The sequence below is a fragment of the Fuchsiella alkaliacetigena genome (assembly GCF_023227765.1).
Lineage (GTDB): Bacteria > Bacillota > Halanaerobiia > Halobacteroidales > Acetohalobiaceae > Fuchsiella > Fuchsiella alkaliacetigena.
The window spans coordinates 14,864-35,413 of sequence record NZ_JALKBZ010000006.1 but is presented as its reverse complement, the minus strand read 5'-3'; the positions used below and the strand labels follow the sequence as shown (position 1 = coordinate 35,413).

Annotated in this window: 17 protein-coding genes, 1 tRNA gene and 1 other RNA gene; 2 read left to right on the top strand and 17 right to left on the bottom strand. The window is 35.8% G+C overall.

Going from position 1 to position 20,550, the window contains the following annotated elements; all coding sequences use genetic code 11:
• Positions 1-15: 15 nt before the first annotated feature.
• The 7 genes from cas3 to MWH30_RS02870 form a co-directional block, all read right to left on the bottom strand.
• A complete protein-coding gene (gene cas3, locus MWH30_RS02900; protein WP_248662546.1) occupies positions 16-2,148 on the bottom strand; it encodes a CRISPR-associated helicase Cas3' in 2,133 nt (710 codons plus the stop codon).
• 473 nt (positions 2,149-2,621) lie between these two features.
• Positions 2,622-3,122, bottom strand: a complete 501-nt coding sequence (locus tag MWH30_RS02895) for a hypothetical protein (RefSeq protein ID WP_248662545.1) — start codon at positions 3,120-3,122, stop codon at positions 2,622-2,624.
• A 42-nt stretch (positions 3,123-3,164) separates the two neighbouring features.
• Positions 3,165-3,713 carry an ERCC4 domain-containing protein gene (locus tag MWH30_RS02890; RefSeq protein ID WP_248662544.1) on the bottom strand — a complete coding sequence of 183 codons (549 nt, stop codon included), beginning with the start codon at positions 3,711-3,713 and terminating at the stop codon, positions 3,165-3,167.
• Positions 3,661-4,179, bottom strand: coding sequence for a TubC N-terminal docking domain-related protein (locus MWH30_RS02885; RefSeq protein WP_248662543.1), 519 nt, complete (start codon positions 4,177-4,179; stop codon positions 3,661-3,663). The genes MWH30_RS02890 and MWH30_RS02885 overlap by 53 nt, the downstream gene beginning before the upstream one ends.
• A gap of 94 nt (positions 4,180-4,273) precedes the next feature.
• On the bottom strand, positions 4,274-6,910 hold the full coding sequence (locus MWH30_RS13910; RefSeq protein ID WP_248662542.1) for a DUF3987 domain-containing protein: 2,637 nt from the start codon (positions 6,908-6,910) through the stop codon (positions 4,274-4,276).
• 134 nt (positions 6,911-7,044) lie between these two features.
• On the bottom strand, positions 7,045-7,272 hold the full coding sequence (locus MWH30_RS02875; protein WP_248662541.1) for a helix-turn-helix domain-containing protein: 228 nt from the start codon (positions 7,270-7,272) through the stop codon (positions 7,045-7,047).
• A gap of 17 nt (positions 7,273-7,289) precedes the next feature.
• Entirely contained in the window at positions 7,290-7,508 is a 219-nt protein-coding gene (locus MWH30_RS02870; RefSeq protein ID WP_248662540.1) for a helix-turn-helix domain-containing protein, read from the bottom strand.
• Between the two features lie 166 nt (positions 7,509-7,674).
• On the opposite strand from MWH30_RS02870, the gene MWH30_RS02865 reads away from it, so the two are divergent.
• Entirely contained in the window at positions 7,675-8,349 is a 675-nt protein-coding gene (locus tag MWH30_RS02865; RefSeq protein ID WP_248662539.1) for a LexA family protein, read from the top strand.
• Positions 8,350-8,448: 99 nt separating this feature from the next.
• On the top strand, positions 8,449-9,591 hold the full coding sequence (locus MWH30_RS02860; protein WP_248662538.1) for a tyrosine-type recombinase/integrase: 1,143 nt from the start codon (positions 8,449-8,451) through the stop codon (positions 9,589-9,591).
• Between the two features lie 237 nt (positions 9,592-9,828).
• Here the strand turns inward: MWH30_RS02860 and MWH30_RS02855 are convergent.
• From MWH30_RS02855 to MWH30_RS02810, 10 genes are all read right to left on the bottom strand, one after another.
• Positions 9,829-9,904, bottom strand: a tRNA-Trp gene (locus tag MWH30_RS02855).
• 83 nt (positions 9,905-9,987) lie between these two features.
• Positions 9,988-10,343, bottom strand: a transfer-messenger RNA (tmRNA) gene (gene ssrA / locus MWH30_RS02850).
• Position 10,344: 1 nt separating this feature from the next.
• On the bottom strand, positions 10,345-10,818 hold the full coding sequence (gene smpB / locus MWH30_RS02845) for an SsrA-binding protein SmpB (RefSeq protein WP_308221597.1): 474 nt from the start codon (positions 10,816-10,818) through the stop codon (positions 10,345-10,347).
• 157 nt (positions 10,819-10,975) lie between these two features.
• Entirely contained in the window at positions 10,976-13,099 is a 2,124-nt protein-coding gene (gene rnr / locus MWH30_RS02840; protein ID WP_248662536.1) for a ribonuclease R, read from the bottom strand.
• A 93-nt stretch (positions 13,100-13,192) separates the two neighbouring features.
• Entirely contained in the window at positions 13,193-13,588 is a 396-nt protein-coding gene (locus tag MWH30_RS02835; protein ID WP_248662535.1) for a PaaI family thioesterase, read from the bottom strand.
• Positions 13,589-13,634: 46 nt separating this feature from the next.
• Positions 13,635-15,473 (bottom strand): ASKHA domain-containing protein, encoded by a 1,839-nt coding sequence (locus MWH30_RS02830; protein WP_248662534.1) that lies wholly within the window; start codon positions 15,471-15,473, stop codon positions 13,635-13,637.
• A 626-nt stretch (positions 15,474-16,099) separates the two neighbouring features.
• Positions 16,100-16,699, bottom strand: coding sequence for a 4Fe-4S dicluster domain-containing protein (locus MWH30_RS02825; RefSeq protein ID WP_248662533.1), 600 nt, complete (start codon positions 16,697-16,699; stop codon positions 16,100-16,102).
• A 16-nt stretch (positions 16,700-16,715) separates the two neighbouring features.
• Positions 16,716-17,378, bottom strand: a complete 663-nt coding sequence (locus tag MWH30_RS02820) for a TorD/DmsD family molecular chaperone (protein WP_248662532.1) — start codon at positions 17,376-17,378, stop codon at positions 16,716-16,718.
• Between the two features lie 75 nt (positions 17,379-17,453).
• Positions 17,454-19,739 carry a molybdopterin-dependent oxidoreductase gene (locus MWH30_RS13905; RefSeq protein ID WP_248662531.1) on the bottom strand — a complete coding sequence of 762 codons (2,286 nt, stop codon included), beginning with the start codon at positions 19,737-19,739 and terminating at the stop codon, positions 17,454-17,456.
• A gap of 27 nt (positions 19,740-19,766) precedes the next feature.
• The gene (locus MWH30_RS02810; protein ID WP_248662530.1) at positions 19,767-20,531 is read right to left on the bottom strand and encodes a molybdopterin-binding domain-containing protein; all 765 of its coding nucleotides are present in this window, start codon (positions 20,529-20,531) and stop codon (positions 19,767-19,769) included.
• Positions 20,532-20,550: the final 19 nt, after the last annotated feature.

Below are 20,550 nucleotides of genomic sequence, written 5' to 3'. Positions count from 1 at the left end.
CTGTAATTGCTAATATTATACCGTTAAACTATCTGCCTCATAATTATCAACTTTAATCCCTAAGTCTTGATCATACTTTGCTCCCCAAATATACACCCCCTCAATTAGTTCAGAAATATAACCCTCTTTCAAATATTCATTCAAGCGGTATTTCTTTAAAGAAACTGTATAGGGTTGTAATAGTCGCCATTCTTCTCGACTAATAAAACCCTTTTTTCTGATCACAGCAGGATTATAGCCCTCTATTTCTTGATAATTTTCAATTATTACATTAAAACTATCATCAGGAATAATTTTGAAACTACGTGCCACTTCTCTATAATTAAATGATTCCCTTTCTTTATTAATATTTTTACTATCCAAATCTATATCGCGATAAAGAGAATTAAAATATCTTTTAAAAAGATCACTTTTATCTGTTTTGTTTAACTCTTTAAGAAAAGAATCTGTTCTAGCTGTAGCTGTCTTATATATACCTTTAGGTAATACATTTTCTTCTGGTTCAAATATAATAACCCTACCTTTATCTAATTTTCCTTCTCTATTACAACGACCAGCAGCCTGCACAATACTGTCTAGAGGAGATATTGCTCTAAGCACAAGCGGAAAATCTATATCAACCCCTGCCTCTATTAACTGAGTAGAAACTAAGTAACAGGCTTGTCCTAATTTAAGCCTATCGCGAACTTTATCCAGAATATCCTTTCTATGAACTGCACACATACTATTAGAAAGATGAAAAACTTTATCTTCTGAAGTAGAATTTATTAGTTCTTGATATAATTCAGCAGCTTGATCTTTAGTATTAACCACGACTAAAGATTGTTTTTCTTCTAACATTATACCTGCTACCTGTTGCCAGTTCATTATTTCAACAAACTGCTCAGCACAATATTCTACTCGGCTCATTTTTGAAAATAATTCAGGTGGATTATCAACTAACTCTTCTATAGATTCTATCCCATTAAATCCAGATCTTTTTTGAAAAGCAGGTTGAGTAGCCGTAGAAAATACTATACTGCAACTATACTGATTAACGAGTTCTTTTAATACCCAAATGATTGGTTCAAGTAATTCAGGCGGCAGGGTCTGTACTTCATCAAAAATAATAACTGAATTAGCTAAATTATGTAACTTTCGACAACGGCTCGGTTTATAGGCAAATAAACTTTCAAAAAACTGTACTGAAGTAGTTACAACTATAGGTAAATCCCAATTCTCTGCTGCTAAACGATGCTTTTCTGAATCATCTTCTATTTCAATTGAAGAATGATGCTCAATAACATTATCCTTTCCTAAAATCTCTTTATATTCTTTAGCAGTCTGTTCGATTATATTTGTATAAGGAATAACTACTATAATCCTATCCATATTATTGAGAGCTCCATGTTTAAGAGCAAATCCTAATCCGGTTCTTGTCTTTCCTCCGCCTGTTGGGACTGTCATACTAAAAAAGCCTTCATCTTCATTACTTTTAGCTATAACTTGCCTATATATATCATCACGTATTCTATTTACTTTTGTATTTTCAGCTGAGTTAATTAATTGAAGTTGATCTTTCTTAAATAATCCCCAAAGTTTTTTAATACTAATGCTTTTTTGGGGTCTTAAATTAGCCTTATTTGGATCAAAATGACTCTCTGTATCTAAAAAATCAGCATCAACTAAAGCAGAATACATCATTCTTAAAAAAAATTCATATTTTAATTTGTCATCTTCAAACTGCTTTTTAGGCAAGTTAAAGTCAATATTTTGCAATTTATCAATTTCATTTTCAAATCGCTTAATAACCTCTTTCTTCTTATCTAAAATATTTTTATAATCCTTACTGATATTTTTTAAATCAACAAAATTATGGAGCCCACCATGATGACCAGCTACTATAAAAGAGAGTAATTGAAAATGATTAAACACTATCATAGTTCCCAAATATTTATGTTCAGCACTTTTTTTATCATCATTTAATAAATAATCTTGAAAATCATCACTATATTTTCCAATATCATGGATTAATCCTAAAGCATATCCTAAATCACCAGCATTCCATTTACTAGTAAACTTCTCTACCATTTTAGCTGTTTTATGAAGATGATCTTTTAGTAAATGAAATTCACCTTGGTTATTTTCAGAATGAGCTATATAAGCCATTTGAATTCTCCTTTACTAAAGAATCTTAAATAAATAATAACATAAACATCCAGACATGTAATGTCCACTTAAATAATTAATCATTAATTTTCTATCCAATTAATACATTCTAATCCCATTAATATAGGTTTCTTAATATTAATTTCTTCAAATAGATATATTATCCTTTATACAGAGGCAAAAATAACAAATATTTTTCATTTTTTTATTTATTATATAATATGCTGATATTATATTAGACAAGCTATTATACTAAAAAATAAAATGGATGGTATTATCATAAAACATAATGAAAGAAGTCCGATCAAGGATCTGGCCGGACTTTAGTATTTCAAAGTGTTTTAGAGCTTTTCAAAGAAAAATATTAAGAAGTTTTACTTTTTTAGCAGGTTGTAAATAAGATCTGATCTAAAAATAATGCAGGCCAATTTTATTTAAAATCTGGCTTTTATTATAAAATTAAGATTAGTGTATTAACTAATACTGTTATTTTGTCTTTCGCCCATTTGTCCTAACTTCTCCGCAAGTATTTCTTTCGCTGATTTATCACCTGCAAGTCCATTATCAACTTCAATTTCTTGTTTGACTTTCTTCGCAACTTCCTTAACTTCGTTAACTTCCCACTGCTCTTTCCGGCAATTCCTTAAAGTTTCACTACTAATTTTAAGCTGCTTCAATCTATCAAAGCTACAGTTTTCACTAAATAACTCCTCTACCAATTCATCACGAATACTATTTAATACATCATTATATATATTCCTAAGTTTCACTTCCCGGTCTGCTTCCTGATCTAAAATCTTTTTAGTAGTTTTTTTCCTTAGTTTTTTCTTAGTTTTTCCTTTTTTCCAATTCTCTTTATTTGCTTTTTGATAACCATAATCTCTGTTAAAACCATAGTTATTTGCTAATTGCTCCATACTATAATTTCCAGTTTCGTACTTTGCTTTTATCTCATTCCAATTATATTTGGACAAGCTAATCACCTCCTGATCTTTAGCATTTTTAACCTAGACAAGCTATTTCAAAAACTCTCTAAGCCAATAATAAAAAGTCCACCTGATAAAATTACCGGAATAACTGGAGTTCAGAAATTGAATATCTATGTCATATCTAGCTTGAAAAGCCATAAGACTACCCAGAAAGCTTTTAGGTTTGTACTTAGTGTTATAGTTATGATTTAGTATTTTTTCATAAGCTCGGGCATCTTCAATTAAAAGAATAAGTTTTGAGTTGCTGGCCCGGATTAGCTCATTTTCAAACTGAGTTCTTCCCTGGGTCAGATTATTGCTTAGCTCTTCTAAATTAGATTTACGTTCTATTGCAATTTGATTGTCAAAATAAATATCCCTAATTATCCCCAATTCTTCGTTAGCTGGTAACATCATTGAATAATCTCCAAACTCTAACTTCTTGCTCTTAAAAGGAGTATTATGCTTACTTAAATAAAGTGTAATATGTTTATTTTTTTGTTCCTGAGTATCTACCAATATAGTCATAGACTTAAGTAGTTGCCTAAGTTCTGTTTTCATATAGCGGTAAGGTAGTTTGTTCTGTACTGCTAACATTTTGCTTCAACTCCTTACTAGTCTTGGTGAATACTTCTTTAATCTCCTCAGCTAAAGGTAGTAACCATTCTTTGCGATCTCTAAACCATCCCTTTTCAGTCTGCCAGCTGTAATCAGTATCTGGGCCATATCTAGGCTTTAACTCTAATCTCCCCTTTTCCAGCTCCAATTTTGCACCACCACATCTAAAGCCGTGCAAGGTACCGTGAGTCATTTCATCATAAGCGTAAGCTGTTTTTAGTAATAAGGCCCACAACTTAGAATCTTCCTCTAAGTCTGACCGCGGATCTTGTAGCTGCTTCAATACCTCTATAACCTCAGCTTTATTTTCTTTTAAAGCAGATATAAATTCCTGTGTTATAAATTCTTTGGGAGCTTCACACTTGATATTGCCGTTATTAAGTTGGAGTTTTATCCCTTTACTATCTGCCTGTTGAATAATCTGCTGAGCTTTAATTGTAATCACCGCCTTATTTTCAGCCTAAATATATACGCATTTAACGCACTTTACGCACTTTGCTTATAAACTATTTTTTAAAAATGCGCCACTATACTGTATATTATACTTCTATAATTTCTGTTTCTTTTCCCTTAAGTGCGCTAAGTGCGTTAAGTGTGCTAGACTTAGGATTTAATTTTATCAGATCTGTAAGCCTCCCTTTTCTTTCTTGAAGTCTGATATAATTTAGTTCCGTTAATAATTTTAATGGCTTTTCTAAGTCATCAGGTTTTTTAATATCTTTCTTATCTCTAGTTAGCTTATATAGAGCAGCTCTATCTAGTTCATCTTTATTTTTTGGCAATTCTCCAACTGCCTCTTTTTCCTTTCCATCTTTAATCCTTTTCAATACATACCTAGCTAATTCAATCTCCGGATCTACATCTAATAAGCTAAATACCTTTAAAGCGTGCTGCATTAATTTTCTGCCTAAACTAACTGCTGCCAGCATTGCTTCACCACTTAAAGGTTTATCCCATAGTTCTTTAACTTCCCCCTTTTTAGCGTCTACTTGAGCGGCTAAATGTAATAATCCAGCTATTCTTACTACATTACCTGTAAGCTTATTACCCCAATCTCTTATATTATAAAGCCTGCCATCTTCTCTAAGTTCTTTTTCAACTTCAATGCTAAATTTATGTAATAGTGTTTTAGCTTCAGTGCTTAGTTTAATTTTATGTTGTTCCCATTCTTCACCTTCTTCTTTTTCAGGTTTGCTATTAAGTAGAGCTTGCATTCCTTTCTTATATCTACTCTCTGCTAACTTATCTAACTCAGCTACATCAAATACAGACTTCCTATTCCCTATTAAACTATCAGGCATAATGTAGAGAAAGCGAGCCAGTAATCCTTCACCTCTAAATATATTTTTGCTCTCTAAATCCCTAATTGTTGTAGGTTGTACCGTCAAGCCCATAGTCAAAGCAGGCTTGCTAATTCTCACTCCTTTACGGCCCATTCTTCCTTCTTTAATTGTTTCTTTACCAGTCCAGCCCTTCTTATAGTTATTAAGATTAACCTTTCTACTATACAATCCGCCCATTATCTTAAATATATCTCCTTCTGGACTTAAAACTGCGAATCTACCAAAATTATTAGCCATTAATTGAGCTAAGCTTTCTGTAGTAACATCATCTGCAAATAATATCGGTATGCTAGGCACTTCAAAGTCCCTAACTTCATCTGCTAAATTATCTATATTATTAAAAATATTTATTCTCTGCCCTTCATCGTCTGTATTAACTACCTGCTTTTCTAAATTCTTAATCCTTTCCTTTAAAAGATCTTTCCTTCTTTCAGCACTTTCCTTCTCAGGTGCAATTTCTTCTGTTTTCCGCTTCTCATACTCTTCAATAGGCTCAGTTACCTTACTAAATACTGGACTCTTCCGGCTACCTGTAGGTAAAACTGAGCAAGTCCAAATATTTAGTGGCTCCGTGTACCCTCTCTTAATCTCAACTTCTCCTTTATTAGCTAAAGCAGTCCCTAGAGCTGATAAAACTAACATAATAGCCATACTTACCGGTGTTTGAGTAAACTCAGCTACACTTTCTACAAAGTCCCTTAACCACTCGGGTAATACAGCTGGAGCTAATTCCTCTACTTTATAATTAGTAAATGGTAACGGATCAGGCCATTTTAAACCTGCTAATTTTCGGTTAAAGGAATCAATGTTACCATTACATTCTTGCAATAAGTCATTTATATCTTTTTTAGCTGGCAGATCTATCTTTTCTGCTCTTCCTACTGTCTTCACTATCTTAGCTGCTCCAGCCTGTCCTGCTTCGTCATTATCAAAGGCTACATAAACCAACTTATCCTTAATCTTCTGCAACCTATCAATAATTCCACTCGTATTATTCACCCCAAAGGCAACAGCTACACTTTTATTAGCTGCTATCATGCTGAAAAAATCAAAAACACCTTCTACTACCCAAAGCTCTGAGTTACCATTCTGATAGCAAATAAAATCAGGTATATCTAAGCCAGCCGGATTAAGATATTTAAAGTCTTTAGCTTCAGTACCGTTCCAGTCCCAAAGTATGTAGTAAACTGGTCTACTGTGCTGCCAAATAGGAATTACTATCCTATCATTACCCAGAAAATTTCCTTTTCCACTAATTAAGCCTATCTTTTTATACTGTTGATACTTACCCGGCTGATCTTCTTTTAATTGCCTTAATCGCTCTCGATTAAATTCAGGACAATATCCAAACCTATACTTGTCAATTATTTCAGCATTTAATCCCCGTGCTAAAAGCTTTTCTCTATGTTCAGAAGTTAGTCTTTGCTGAGCTTTATTTATAAACTCCTCTATTAACTGCAATCTTTTTTGTTCATTCTCCCGTTTTCTTTTCCAATTTTCTATCTGCTCACTATCAAAATCCACATCTAAATTAAAATCTACCGCTAAAGTCTTAACAGCTTCTATGCGTTCCATAATTCCTTCAACTTTCATCACTAAATTTATCACACTTCCGCCAGTACCATTACAACCACCTGGTTTACGGCTAAAACATTTATAATAATTACCCTCTGTATTAATTGTAAAACCATCACCACTACCGCAAAAAGGACAGGAGCTGGCTCGTAAACTGCGACCAACTTTCTCCAACTCCCCACTACAATATTTATTAAAAACCTCTACTATATCTATCTCTTGTTTAACTATCTCAAAAACATTCACTTTAACTATCACCTACTCCGCCAACTATCTTTGAATCCAATCTAAGCTTGCTTCTATACTTTTGAACTGATATAATATAGTTAAGTTTTATTATATTTATCAACCCCTCCCCCTGCCGTTAACAGGGGATTTTTTATATCCAGAACTTACTCACCGCTCCCATAATACCACGCTAAAAATCTATCTCTAGAAACAACCCACCTTCCCCCTATTTTTTTTGCTGGTATAACTTCACGTTCTAACATTTCATAAATCTTAGTCTCCCCGTGAGGCAGAAGTCTTTTTAAATCCTTTACTTTCAATGAAAAGGGGAATTCTTGCCGACTCTTCTCAATTAAATTTTCAAAAGAACTATTACTAATATCTTCTTTCATTATAATTACCCCCAAAATTAATTTTCTTCAATTGATGACTCAAATAAGTCAGCAACAGATAGATCTAGCTTATCAACAGCCGCTAATATAAACTTTCGCCCTGGTTGTCTCTCCCCATTTAAAAGTCTATAGATGTAAGAAACGTCAACTCCTAACTTATCAGCCATTTGGGCTTCATTCAAACCCTTTTCATTCATGATTCTTTTAAATTCTTTACTTTTAAAATTTGTTTTCACATTTTACACCTCACCTTTTTATTCTTTCTAGGATAATTATATAGACTTTTGTCATTTATGTCAAGTTTTATTTTTGTTGTAATATCTAATTTATCCTTTTGACTATTGACATTAATATCAAAATAATATATACTATAGTTAATAAATAAAATAGGAGGGTAGCCAAATGGAAGAAAATATAGGAGAATATTTAAAAAAACTAAGAAAAGAAGCTGGATTAACCTTAACTGAATTACAAGAACAAACTGGAGTTAGCACTTCGCATCTTTCTAAGATAGAAAGAAATCAAAGAAAATTAAAACCAAAAACTATGGAAAAAGTAGCAGAACCCTTGAATGTTTCTTATGAATTATTAATGCAAAAAGCAGGATATATTGACCTCACAAATTTAAAGGGCATGTTAAATGAACAATCAGAAGTAACAGGAAGCTTAACAGTAAACAAGCAAAAAGAGTTTGAAATTATTCCTGTATTAAAATTAATATTAAAAAACTCCCCCATATTTGATCAACAAAATACAGTAGGATACAAAAAAGTATCATATGAAAAAGTAAAAGATGGTCAATTCTTCTTTTTGAAAATACAGGATAATTCTATGATGAATAATAGAATCCAAAAAGACGATTTAGTTTTAGTTCGTAAACAATCAGAATTTGAAGATGGAGATATGTTAATTGTAATCCCGACTAAATCTAATAAAGCAATTGTAAGAAGAGTGTATAGTATTAACAATAATAATTTAATATTACAAACAGATAATCCAGAATATAAACCTTTAGTTCTTAAACAAAATGAAGTTGAAATCATTGGAAAGGCAATCGAAGTTAGATTTGATTTATAAGAAGGTGATAACTGACTTGAAAAATAGCAAAATATTTCATATCTCTAATAATTAAGAAACCATAAAAAATACTATTAATATTTAGAAGGAAGTGAGAGCATGGCAACCTATCGTCAAACCAATGCAGGAACTTATGAATTTTTCGTTGATATAGGTAAAAATCCAGCTACTGGTAAACGAATTAGAAAATCAAAAACTTTTGACCGAGTAAAAGACGGTAAAAAGTGGGCCGCAGAAATGGAACTCAAACACAAACAGGAGATAATTGTAGATCCCAATAAATATACTATTGCTAACTTGCTCTTAGAATGGTATGAAGATTACGCAGAGATTGAATTAAGTCCAACTACTTATGAAGGATATAAAACGATTATAGATGTTCACCTCATCCCTTCTTTAGGCGCACTAAAAGCAAATGAACTTCAGGGAAGGCATATCAAGTCATATATCTCTAAAAAGAGAAAGACTGGACGAGCTGATGGAGTTAAAGGAGGCTTGTCCAGTACTACTTTACTCCAGCATTATAGAGTTTTATCTCAAGCTTTAAAATACGGCCGTAAGTGGAAGATAATTTCCCACAATCCTTTAGAATTTGTTACACCGCCTAGTAAACGGGATACAGAAATAGAAGCATTAAATAAAGAACAGCTACACAAGCTATTAAACTGTGCTGAAGGCTGGATTTATGATTTAATCTACTTTGCCGTTAATACAGGTATGAGACGTGGGGAAATTATGGGATTGCGTTGGTCTGATGTAGAGTTTGAAAATAAAATAGTTAGAGTACGACAAGCATTAATAATCAGCCAAGAAAAAGGAGCTATTTTCAAAAAACCTAAAAGTAGTTCCAGTATTAGAGGGGTAGACATTACTGAAGATGTTATTGAAATACTTAAGAATCGTAAAAAGCAGCAAAATGAATATAAATTGCTACTAGGATCAGACTATATCGACAATTATAATCTAGTATTCGGTAAAAATAATGGAAATAAATTTTATCCTAAAGTTGCTTCTGACAGATTTAATCGAGTAGCAAAAAAAGCCGGATTAGAGCAATTTACTTTTCACAGCTTAAGACACACCCATGCTACTTTGATGTTGCAGGCTGAAGTTCATCCTAAAGTAGTTCAGGAGCGTCTAGGTCATTCTGATATAAGTACAACCCTTAACACTTATTCTCACGTCATCCCTACAATGCAGAAAGAAGCAGCTGAAAAATTTAAAAATTTACTAGAGAGATAAAAAAAGAGGGCCAGCATTAGCTGACCCTCTTTTTTTCCTTGCTTACTTCTTTATCAATTATTTCATAAAAAAACACCACATTATCAAGTAAGATAATATGGCCTACAATACAGAAATTAAAAAGCAACTATATGAATTTTCATCTAAATGGCAGGATTATGGCAGGATTCAGTTTAAATCCCTTTCCCGCTTAAAATCTAAAAACCCTCTCAACCTCTGATATATCAGTAATATAAATGGCACGGGTGGCAGGATTTGAACCCGCAGCACCTGGATTTGGAGTCCAGTGCTCTGCCAATTGAGCTACACCCGTGCATCAAAAATTTATTCAATTATTAATTCCACATCTAATACTTTAACATATTCCTAACTAAATTGCAAATAAAAATTTATATTTGGTGGAGGTGGGCGGATTCGAACCGCCGTCCTTAAGAGTCTCCCCTCAGGGTTCTACGAACGTAGCTCCTGCTTTAAAATCGTAGTTTTGACTCCCAGAAGCTGGATTCAAAACTACTAGCCTGCAAAATTCCCCATTCTCCTACAGGCTTCAGAGAATGAGTAGCCTGCTTTATATGACACTTAAGCAATCCCACAGACAGGGACTACTTAAGCGTAGCTGTGCTCTATGCAGCAGCTAGTGCGTAACTATTATCGTTTGCAGATAATTTTAGGTTCCAGTGTTTTACGAGTGAAAGGAGTCCTCGGTCCGCTGTCCTGGAGTCAACTCCCAAGTCGAGTCCCAATACACCCCCATTAATATCTATTCAATTGCTTATCCTTAAAAGCTCGCTCAATCTCCCTTTGCGCAGTTCTTTCTTTGATATCCTGTCGTTTATCATAAAGATTCTTACCTTTAGCCAAAGCTAATTCAACTTTAACCAAACCTCGCTTAAAGTAAAGCTTTAAAGGAATTAAAGTATAACCCTTTTCTTTAGTCAAGCCAATTAAGCTTTTAATCTGTCGCTTGTGCAAAAGCAACTTACGCACTCGTTCAGGCTCATGATTATAACGATTTCCCTGTTTATAAGGAGCAATATGGAGGTTATGCAAAAACACTTCTCCATTTTCAACTATAGCAAAGCTATCCTTGAGATTGGCTTTCCCTTGGCGAATAGACTTAACTTCAGTTCCTTGTAGTACTATTCCCGCCTCATAAGTCTCTTCAATATGATATTCATGCCTTGCCTTTCTATTTCTAGCAACTATCTTAATCCCTTCGCTCAATATTTATTCACTCCCTACTAACCAGTGCACATGATATTATAACATCTATATTTTCAATGTCAAGGGAATTAGCAAATCATTTTAAAACCTATACTCCTTCCCGAGTAGTTATATTATATCACATTTTACAAAAAATAGCCAGTTTTATAGTTTAATTATCCTATCCATTGCTGAGTATAAAATCTATCTGTCTATCAACAATATTAACTCGATCAACCTCTATCTCTACTTCATCACCTAAACGATAAATATTTTTAGTCCTTTCCCCAATGAAGGCTTGCTGCTCTTCGTGGTATATATAGTAGTCATCGGTTAAATTACTTACGTGCACTAAGCCTTCTATAGTATTTGGCAGTTCTACAAAGAAACCAAAGGACATCATTCCACTAATGATTCCAGTATAGGTCTCCCCTTCTTTACCTTCCATATACTCTACCTTTTTCAAATCCTTAGACTCCAGTTCAGCATCGGCAGCTTTGCGCTCATTAATAGAACAGTGTTCAGTTATTTCTGGCAGTTCTTCTTCTAACTTTTCTCTTTTTTCTTCCTTTAAAAAACCCTCAGTTAATACTTCTTTCATAATTCGGTGAATAACTAAATCAGGATAACGTCTAATTGGAGAAGTAAAGTGAGAATAGTATTCAGCTGCTAAACCAAAGTGACCGATATTCTGAGTAGCATAATGAGCCTGCTTCATTGAACGCAAGAGCACAGTATTAATTATTCTCTCTTCCGGCTCGCCTTTAACCTTTTCTAACACAGTCTGGAGGGCTTTAGGATGAGTTTCCTCTGTCACTCCCTTAATATGATAACCAAAATTATGGATAAACTCATTTAATTCCTCTAAATCGCTCTGATCAGGATAGTCATGAACTCGATAAATAAAAGGAACATCCCGCCAGAACATCTCCTCAGCTACCACCTGATTAGTAGCTATCATAAACTCTTCAATTAATCTTTCGGCAACATTGCGTTCTCGTATCTCGATTTCTACTGGTTTACCCTGCTCGTCCAGTTTTATTTTAGATTCCGGAAAGTCAAAATCAATACTTCCTATTTCGCGTCTTTCTTTACCTAAAAGCTGGCATAGTTCCTCCATTAGTTCTATTTCAGATATAAAGTCACTATACTCCTCTTTTAATTGCTGGTCATCATTGACTAATATTTGATTAACCTTATCATAGGTCAAACGATGATCAACATTGATAATACTTTCGTAAAACCCATAATCCACTAACTCGCCAGTCTCCAAATTATAAGTCATCATCACTGTCATAGCTAATCTATCCTCACCAGCGCGTAAACTACAGAGATTATTTGATAACTTTTCCGGCAACATAGGAATTACCCGATCCACTAAGTAAATACTAGTAGCTCGAGAACGAGCCTCTAAATCTAAAATACTCTCCTCTTTTACATAATAAGACACATCAGCAATATGAACTCCCAATCTAAGCTTATCCTCAGCTATTTTCTCTATAGATACAGCATCATCAAAGTCTTTAGCATCTTCACCATCAATAGTTGCCATCTTTAGTTCCCTGAAATCCTGTCTTTGCTCGACTTCTGACTGGGGAATTTCCGTTGAAATTTGGGCTACATAATCCTTCACCTCGGCTGGGAATTCCTGGGGAAGCCCCAATTGACGAATAATTCCTTCAATATCTACTCCCGGATCTCCTTGATCACCAAGAACCTCTACGATCTTACCTTCAGGATTTCTCCGCTCTGCTGGCCAACGAGTAATCTCTACAATTACCTTCTGGTCCTGCTTAGCTCCATTAATTTCATCCTTAGGTACAAAGATATCGTGATAGATTCGACTATCATCGGGAATTACAAAACCAAAATGTTTGCTATCTTCGAAATTACCTACAATTTGCTGATTAGCTCTTTCTAAGATTCTAATAATCTCTCCAGCCAGCTTTTTACCATCCTTAGTTCCTTTAAGTCTGGCAATAATCCGATCATTATGCATAGCCCCATTCACATCTTCAGCACTGATATAGACATCTTCCTTTTCTAAGTCATCTGGAAGCAAAAAACCAAAACCTTTACTATGTCTTTGTAGTCTACCTACAACTAAGTTCATCTTTTCAGGTAACCCATATCTGCCTCTCCGGGTCTGTACTATCTTCCCCTCAGCCTCTAACTCATCGACAATCTCTAAAAAAAGCTGTTTTTCTTCTCGCTCAATCTCAAAAGCTGATAATAGTTCTTCAGCCTTTAAAGGCTTATAAGCTTCATTCCTCATAAAATCAAGTATCTTTTTTCTAGCACTCATTTAATCTTCCTCCTCCTAAATACAACTAAAAAACACCCATCTTTTAATAATAGGGTGCCCTATTATTAATTAATCTATACTCTCTAGGACTATTCAATCAACTTGTTTCATAAATACTGCTTCTGCCTCGGCATACTTTTCACCTGCTGTATTCAACAATTCAGCAGCAGTATAAACCGTTTTTCGCTTCTCTTTTTCTATCCAGCCTTTAACTATTAATTTTTCACCAATAGGCACTGGCTGACGAAACTTAAGCTCTAACTTAGCAGTTACAGCTTTAACTTCTTTTAAATAAAGAGTATTAGCCATCACCTCATCCAATAAAGTGGAAGTCAAGCCGCCGTGCATAATCCCATCAAAGCCTTGATGAACTTCTTGGGGAATAAATTCAGCCTTAACCACTTCTTCTTCAGTTTCAAAATCCAGTTGTAAACCAATAGGATTCTTAGCTCCACAAGCAAAACACATATCATCGCCTTCGAGTACCATTTCTAAGAAGCTACCTCCCTGTAATTTTATATCACCCTTAAAATATTTATTCAAACTTTTTAAAGGTCATCGCCTCAGTAAACTCAGTCTGAAAATCTGCTCGTCCTGATAGTTCAAAATACTCTATTTTTTGAGCAATTTTTTCCGCCGCTTTACGCTTATCGGTAGTCAAAACTGCTGCTTTAGCTCCACTACCAGCCGCATTACCAATCCCCCGATACTCAATTTCGTCAGCAGCGGGCAGAAGTCCAAATTCCACCGCTTGTTGATGATCAATATAATTACCAAAACCACCAGCAATCAATACCTCTTTTATATCTGCAATCTCTACTCCTAACTCTTTCATTAAAATTTTAATACCGGCTCTAATGGCTCCTTGGGCCAGCTGAATAGCTCGAATATCCTTCTGACTAACGGTGATTGCTTCGCCACTAGCACTCTGCTCAGCTTCAACTAAGATCAGCTTTCTACTCTTATCTTCTTCTATAATCAACTCTTTAATACTCTCAGCTACATCATCGTCCAAATCTTGGGCAGCCAAAAGTCTACCTGTTTTATCGATTAAGCCATTCTTCAATAGTTCAGCCAATAAATCTACAATTCCCGAACCACAGATTCCCTTGGGAGCCTGTTGACCAATCACTTCTATCTTTACCCCTGCTTCTGTAATCCTCAATTTCTCAATAGCTCCTTCAGTCCCCCGCATTCCAAACTCGATCTCTGCTCCTTCAAAAGCCGGGCCCGCTGCCGCAGCACAAGCAATTATCCGTTCCTGATTACCTAATACAATCTCACTATTAGTACCTAAATCTATTAATAATTTCAACTCCGAGCTCTCAGCCATCTCTGAAATTAAAACCCCAGCTACTATATCAGAGCCTACATAACTAGCTACATTAGGTAGGTAGCTTAAGTAACTACTACTTCCCAACTCTATACCTAGCTTATGAGCGGGAATCAACTGAGCTTCATTAATTACTGAAACATAAGGAGATTTGGCTATATACTCCGTCTCTAAACCTAATAATAAGTGGTTCATAATAGTATTACCTACAAAGGTTAGTTCATAAACTCGCTCTTTATTTACTTGGTGCTCGCTAAGCAATTGAGAAATAATCCGATTAATAGTTTCAATTATCTTTTCCTGTAACTTGATAGCCCCTTTTTCCTCGGCCAAAGTATAGTTAACCCGAGAAATAGCATCGGCTCCGTAGGACATCTGTTGATTATTTAAGGCCGCCTTCCCCAACTGAGCCCCGGTACTTAAATCTAATAAGTAACCGACTACGGTAGTAGTACCGATATCAAAGGCCAGCCCATAAATATCAGCAGTAGTATCTCCTGCCTCTAAAGCAATCACCTGTCCTGCTAATTGCACCACCGTTAGCTGATAATCAGCCTCTCTCAAAATAGTTGGTAGCTGTTTTAACAGTTCCAATTCAATCTCCGGCTTTTGCTTTAATTCTCTAAGAACTCTAGTCCAGTCAGAAACCTGATCTGCTAAACTGGGCTCTATTAACTCTAAGTACTGCTTTTGTACTTGCGGCTTTAAAGCTAACTCACCTTCAGTTCCTTCATCTAAAATCTGTAAGCTAGTCCTATTACCTAAGAGATGCTCTATTTCAACTGCACCTTCCACCTCAGTTAAGCAGGCTAAACGAACCCCTTGCTCTAACTCCAGTTCTGATAATAAGTCTCGCTCTTTGCTTTTTAGCGGCGATAGCTCTCCCTGGACTACTACTTTACAGTTTCCACACCTACCAGCACCTCCACAGTCAGCATCTATTTCAAAGTTATTTTTCTGTAATATCTCTAAAAGTTTAGTTTCCTTTTCTATTTCTAAAACAGCTTCTTTAGCTCCTAAGCTAAGCTTTACTTCTACCATCAATCCTTCCTCCTTCTAGGTATCTATATCTTATCTATTCTAGATAATTTCATTCAAACCTTTCCGTAATTAGATATATTTTTACAATAGTTCCAGCTTGAAAAATAAAAAATCTATCATTTAATGTATAAAAGCAGCTTAATTGCACACTATAATAAACGAAAGAGGTCAACGGTGGTCGCGAGCAGATCGGTATAGGTTCCAGTAGGGATCTATATCGATCGGGCAAAGGCTCTTACAGGTCAGTCAATGATCTGTAAGAGCCGGCGCGCAGATCAGTCTAGGCTCTCTAAGAGTCTGCAGTTTAGCCCAAAGAGGCTACTGTAGGCTCGGCAAAGGGTCTAGGTTGATCGAGCTAAGCAGGTGATAGGAGCTGCCCGGATTAATGGTAGTCGGGAGATTATCATTAGTCCCCAAATTTCTTCTATCATCTGCAAGCAAAGGCTACTGTAGGTCTGAACCGGATCTATAGCAGTCGAGAGATTGTTGTGGGTTCCTTAAAGATCTGCAGTAGCCGGAGCCCAGATCACTGTTGGCTTCTTTTATTTTTTAATTCTATAATCTTTACATAATAAAAAGGTTGCTGAATACTAACAAATCAGCAACCTTTTAAAAGTTCCTTAACTTTAACCTGGTATTACTTCCGTCAACCTATTTCCTTCCATAGCCTTTTTAAGACCTATATAATAAACTTGAGACCCCAAATCCAAGTCTGCCTTCAAAACTTGACAGTCCTGTTCAGCTAATAATTTGCTTACTTCGCTATCAGGATTATTTAAGTCACCAAAAAATCTAGCATGACTAATACAAGAACTAACACAAGATGGCATTAATCCCTTCTCTACCCGATGGATACAAAAAGTACATTTTTCAGCCTTTTTAGTCTCTTGATTTATATATCTAGCCTCATAAGGACACTGTTCAATACAAATACCACAACCTATACAGTCCTCTTCATTTACTACAATTGCTCCTCCGCTTACTGCATAAGTAGCCTCAGTAGGACAGTCAGAGATACATGGCGTGTCTGCACAATGATTACAAAGAATAGGTAGTTTAACTCTACTTACCTCAGGATAAACCCCTTTATCCCACTCCTTAACCAAAGATCTAAAAGCTCCTTCCGGTACTGAGTTTTCCATCTTACAAGCAGCACTACAAGCATGACAGCCTATACAACGTCTTAGGTCTATTACCATTGCATAACGTTTTTCAGCAGTTGTCAATTTTAATCACCTCTCCTTATTTATTGCTCTCAACCAAGAAAGCTAAATCTATTTCTACCCAAGCACTAATTAATTGCATTAAATAGCTATATAAGCCACTTCCCTTTTTCTTAACTAATTCAGTATAATCAAGCAACCAACAATTCAAATGTTCTGTTAAAAACTCTTCCTGTAATTGTTGCCAATTATGGACTTGTTTTTCTTGAGCTTGTTTATAAGCCATAACTTCACCTTGGCATAAATAATTTAGAAAAGCCAACTCTAAAGCTAAATGGTCAGCCAGTCTAATATCACCTAAAGGAGCAAACATGTTAAGCTTTTGAGGTTGAAAGGAAACAGCTTGATAACAACTACTTACATGATGAGTTTCTCTTCCATTCAAACCTCCAAAACGAAGTTCACCTTCTTGCTCCTTACGACCTCTAATAGCAGATTCATAAGGAGGTACATAAAGACCGGAAGTAGGAACAAAAAAACGATCATAATATTCTTGAATAAATACTTCTAGATCATATAACTTCGGTTGTACTAACTCCTTTTCAGTTAAAGAAGCAAAGAAGTCATTTTCTTGTTGCAAAGTCTCTAATAACTCAACAGTTGGTTTATTTAATAAACTGCTAGCAAAAAACTCATAAACTTGAAGTCTATTTTTAAGTAAAGCTAATTCCTGTTCTCCCATATTAATCACATCCCAACCTATTATAAATTTCAGTTTTTAAAACCTCAGCTCCCAAAATAGGGAGCTAAGGAATAATTAGAGTTTTTCTAAACGGAAGGCTCCTCCATTTCGACTTGGCGTGCCAGTAACTGATTCACTAAAACCGAAGAGCTGATCTACTGTAGGATCGAAAAGACCGATTCCTGTAGCATTAATTCCAGTTCCTCTAGCTGAATCACCTGCAATCTTTTCATTATCTATCCAATAAGACTCAGCTCCATACTGCCAGTGCCCATAGCCAAAAGTAGAAGCAATAGTACCTTTAGCTACTCCTGCTCTAACTACTAAAGTACCAGTAACCTCACCGCCAGTAGCTGAGACCAGTTTCACTTCGTCGCCATCATTAAAACCAAGATTTTGAGCATCTTCAGGATTAATCTCAATATAGTTGGTTTCACCTAAATCCTGAAGAGTAGGACTATTAGGCATCATAGTTACACTTCTAAACTTAGCTTTATAGTTCGCTAATTTAAAAGGCCATTCTTCTATTGGAAAATAGTCACTAATTGGAGTTCCATCAATAAACTTTTCAGGCTCCCAAGTAATTACCCCTGGAAAGAACTCACCATTATAAGAATTCTTAGAGCTAGCCATCCATTCGGAGTAGATACTAATACAACCAAAATAACCATCTATTCGATTATCTCCATCATAGCCTGCTCCGTATTCCTCAAAACGTCCACCGCGTGAAAGAACATAAGCTGCTTTAGCCCATTCGTCTGCTTGCAAAATATCATCAACAGGCTTCCAATTAGCCTTAGCTCCTACTAAATCTTGTAACTTAGCCTCTTCATCGTCAATATCAGGAACAGGATCTTGATCATAAGCTACATTGGTTATGGCTCTTAAAAAGTAATCCTCTGGAGTTTCTAAAGGTAATAAGTTATCATTTGCATCCAAAATACCTTCTTCACCATATCCAGGTACTCCTATTTCTTTAGCTACATCGATTATGAAATTCTCAAAACAAGCATAACGGTTATCATCAATTTCCGCTGTAGCAGGCTTGACTACCGGCCATCTAACTGAATCACCTCTTCCCGAGAAATTTCCTTCAATATTGGGTATACCCCAGTTTTCATAGCCAGTAGTATCAGGAATTACATAGTCAGCTAATGAAGTAGTCTCAGCCATAAAAGCATCTATAGAAATAAAAAGCGGTAAGTTCTCTGTTTTCTTTAATTCGGCGATTACTTTTTCTTGATCAGCTGACGGAAAAGCTAACAAAGGATTAGCCATCCAATTGATTAAAATCTTAGCTTGATAAGGATAACGATTAATCATAGAAAATAAAGCCTGGTTATCAGCATTCACATTACCTACTGGATGCCAAGGCATTTCAGCAGGATAAGGATCTTCACCTTGAGCTATCTTTTCTTGATATTCATGCGTATCCTCATAGTTCATACCAGTCCGACTAATTCCCATCCCCTTTCTTTCAGGAGCATCTGGAATTACATTTACTTTATAACGCGGGCCGGGCCCAAACTTACTGAAACTTATTCTCCGAGCGATAATCCCACCCTTTTTATTATCAGCACCTACTAAAGCACAGAGTACATAATGAGATAAGCCAGCCGCTACTCCATTAGCAGCAGCAGTTCCTCCCAGACCTTCAGTAGCTACCTTAGTCCCGTAAGAAGTAAACTCCCTAGCTAACTCAATAATAGTTTCCACTGGTACTCCACATTCTTGAGAGTAAGTCTCAAGCTTATAACTAAAAGCACTCTTCTTTAAAGCTACAAATCCAGTCTCTACACTGATAGAATTACCATCTTTATCTTCAACACTACCTTCAAATAATAAATCACCGGTACTGCACTCTGTATAAAGCAGAGTTTTACCAGCTTCATCTATAACTATAAAGTTATCCTCACCCGTTGGTGCATCCAAACCAAGATCTTCTGCTCTCAACAACTTACGATAGTTAGGATGCTCGGGATCTGTAATTATTAAATGAGCTGCATTACTCCAACTATTGAAGCCCTTATTTTGTGCAGCTTCTAAGTTAGGCGAACTTAAGAAATCAGCATTATATCTCTGATGTTCAATAATCCACCGTACCATAGCCATTACAAAGGCTCCATCGGTAGCCGGCTTAATTGGTATCCATTTTCCATTATCAACCAAAGGAGAAACAGCACCTCCAGCCATCACCGGATCTACCACGGCAAATTTAAGATCGCCATCAGTACTAGCGATAGCTGCTTGACGAGCAATAGCCTGCATTGGCTTACCAGCATGACCTGGATAAGAGCCTAAATAAAGAATAAACTTGGAATTATTTATATCTGGTTTACCTATATTTCCATTAGTCGCCACCCGCGACGCGGGTGTTTTAGCTCCACCTCAGGAATAAGCATGGCTATAGTAATTAACAGAACCAAAAGCTGCCATAAAACGAGTTGCAAAGGCTGTTCTACCATCACCACGACCACCATTAAAGATTAATTGATTAGCTTTAGGGCCAAACTTAGGTTGCTCAGGATCTAAAGAACTTTTCAAGTCTCTAATTTGACGAAACCCTTCTACTATTTGCTCTTCCCCGGCCTCAGTAAATAACTTTCCACCTTCTACTGTCTCATTCACTGCTTCTTCCCAGGTAATCGGCTTCCACTTACCTTCACCTCGACCTCCTGTTCTTTTTAAAGGCACAAGAATCCTCATTGGATCATAATGTGATTCTAAAGTTCCACTTCCACGAGCACAGATGGTAGCTCTCCCTTTATGCCCTTTATCTTGATAAGTACTAAAAGCTAAATAACCTTCTTCTAAAGAAGCTTCATAAGGAAGATGAGGTTCAGCATTATTAGGACTATAAGGATTCCCTAAAACTCGCATTATTTCTCCAGTTTTCTTATTAATTTTAACTCTATTTCCACAAGAGCTATAACAGCCTACACAAGCACTATGGCGCATTACAATATCGGGATTAACAGTTACCTCACCAGTCTGAGAATCAACTGTGGCCTCCACTTCTTGTCCTCCGTACTCTGAAGCCTCTGGAAACTCTGCTGGTGCTTCAACTCCGCGCCTAGGCAGACAGCCTGCACTTGCAGCTATGCTTAAAGCCCCTACTCCACCCATCAACTTTAAAAATTGGCGTCTTTTCAATTTTTAACTCACCTCACAA

Bases quoted from the DNA above. Each gene is read 5' to 3' on its own strand.
- MWH30_RS02890 (WP_248662544.1), bottom strand. From the start codon at position 3,713: ATGTTAGCAGTACAGAACAAACTACCTTACCGCTATATGAAAACAGAA.
- MWH30_RS02820 (WP_248662532.1), bottom strand. From the start codon at position 17,378: ATGGGAGAACAGGAATTAGCTTTACTTAAAAATAGACTTCAAGTTTAT.
- MWH30_RS02875 (WP_248662541.1), bottom strand. From the start codon at position 7,272: ATGAAAGAAGATATTAGTAATAGTTCTTTTGAAAATTTAATTGAGAAG.
- rnr (WP_248662536.1), bottom strand. From the start codon at position 13,099: ATGAGTGCTAGAAAAAAGATACTTGATTTTATGAGGAATGAAGCTTAT.
- MWH30_RS02835 (WP_248662535.1), bottom strand. From the start codon at position 13,588: ATGGTACTCGAAGGCGATGATATGTGTTTTGCTTGTGGAGCTAAGAAT.
- MWH30_RS02865 (WP_248662539.1), top strand. From the start codon at position 7,675: ATGGAAGAAAATATAGGAGAATATTTAAAAAAACTAAGAAAAGAAGCT.
- MWH30_RS02830 (WP_248662534.1), bottom strand. From the start codon at position 15,473: ATGGTAGAAGTAAAGCTTAGCTTAGGAGCTAAAGAAGCTGTTTTAGAA.
- MWH30_RS02860 (WP_248662538.1), top strand. From the start codon at position 8,449: ATGGCAACCTATCGTCAAACCAATGCAGGAACTTATGAATTTTTCGTT.
- cas3 (WP_248662546.1), bottom strand. From the start codon at position 2,148: ATGGCTTATATAGCTCATTCTGAAAATAACCAAGGTGAATTTCATTTA.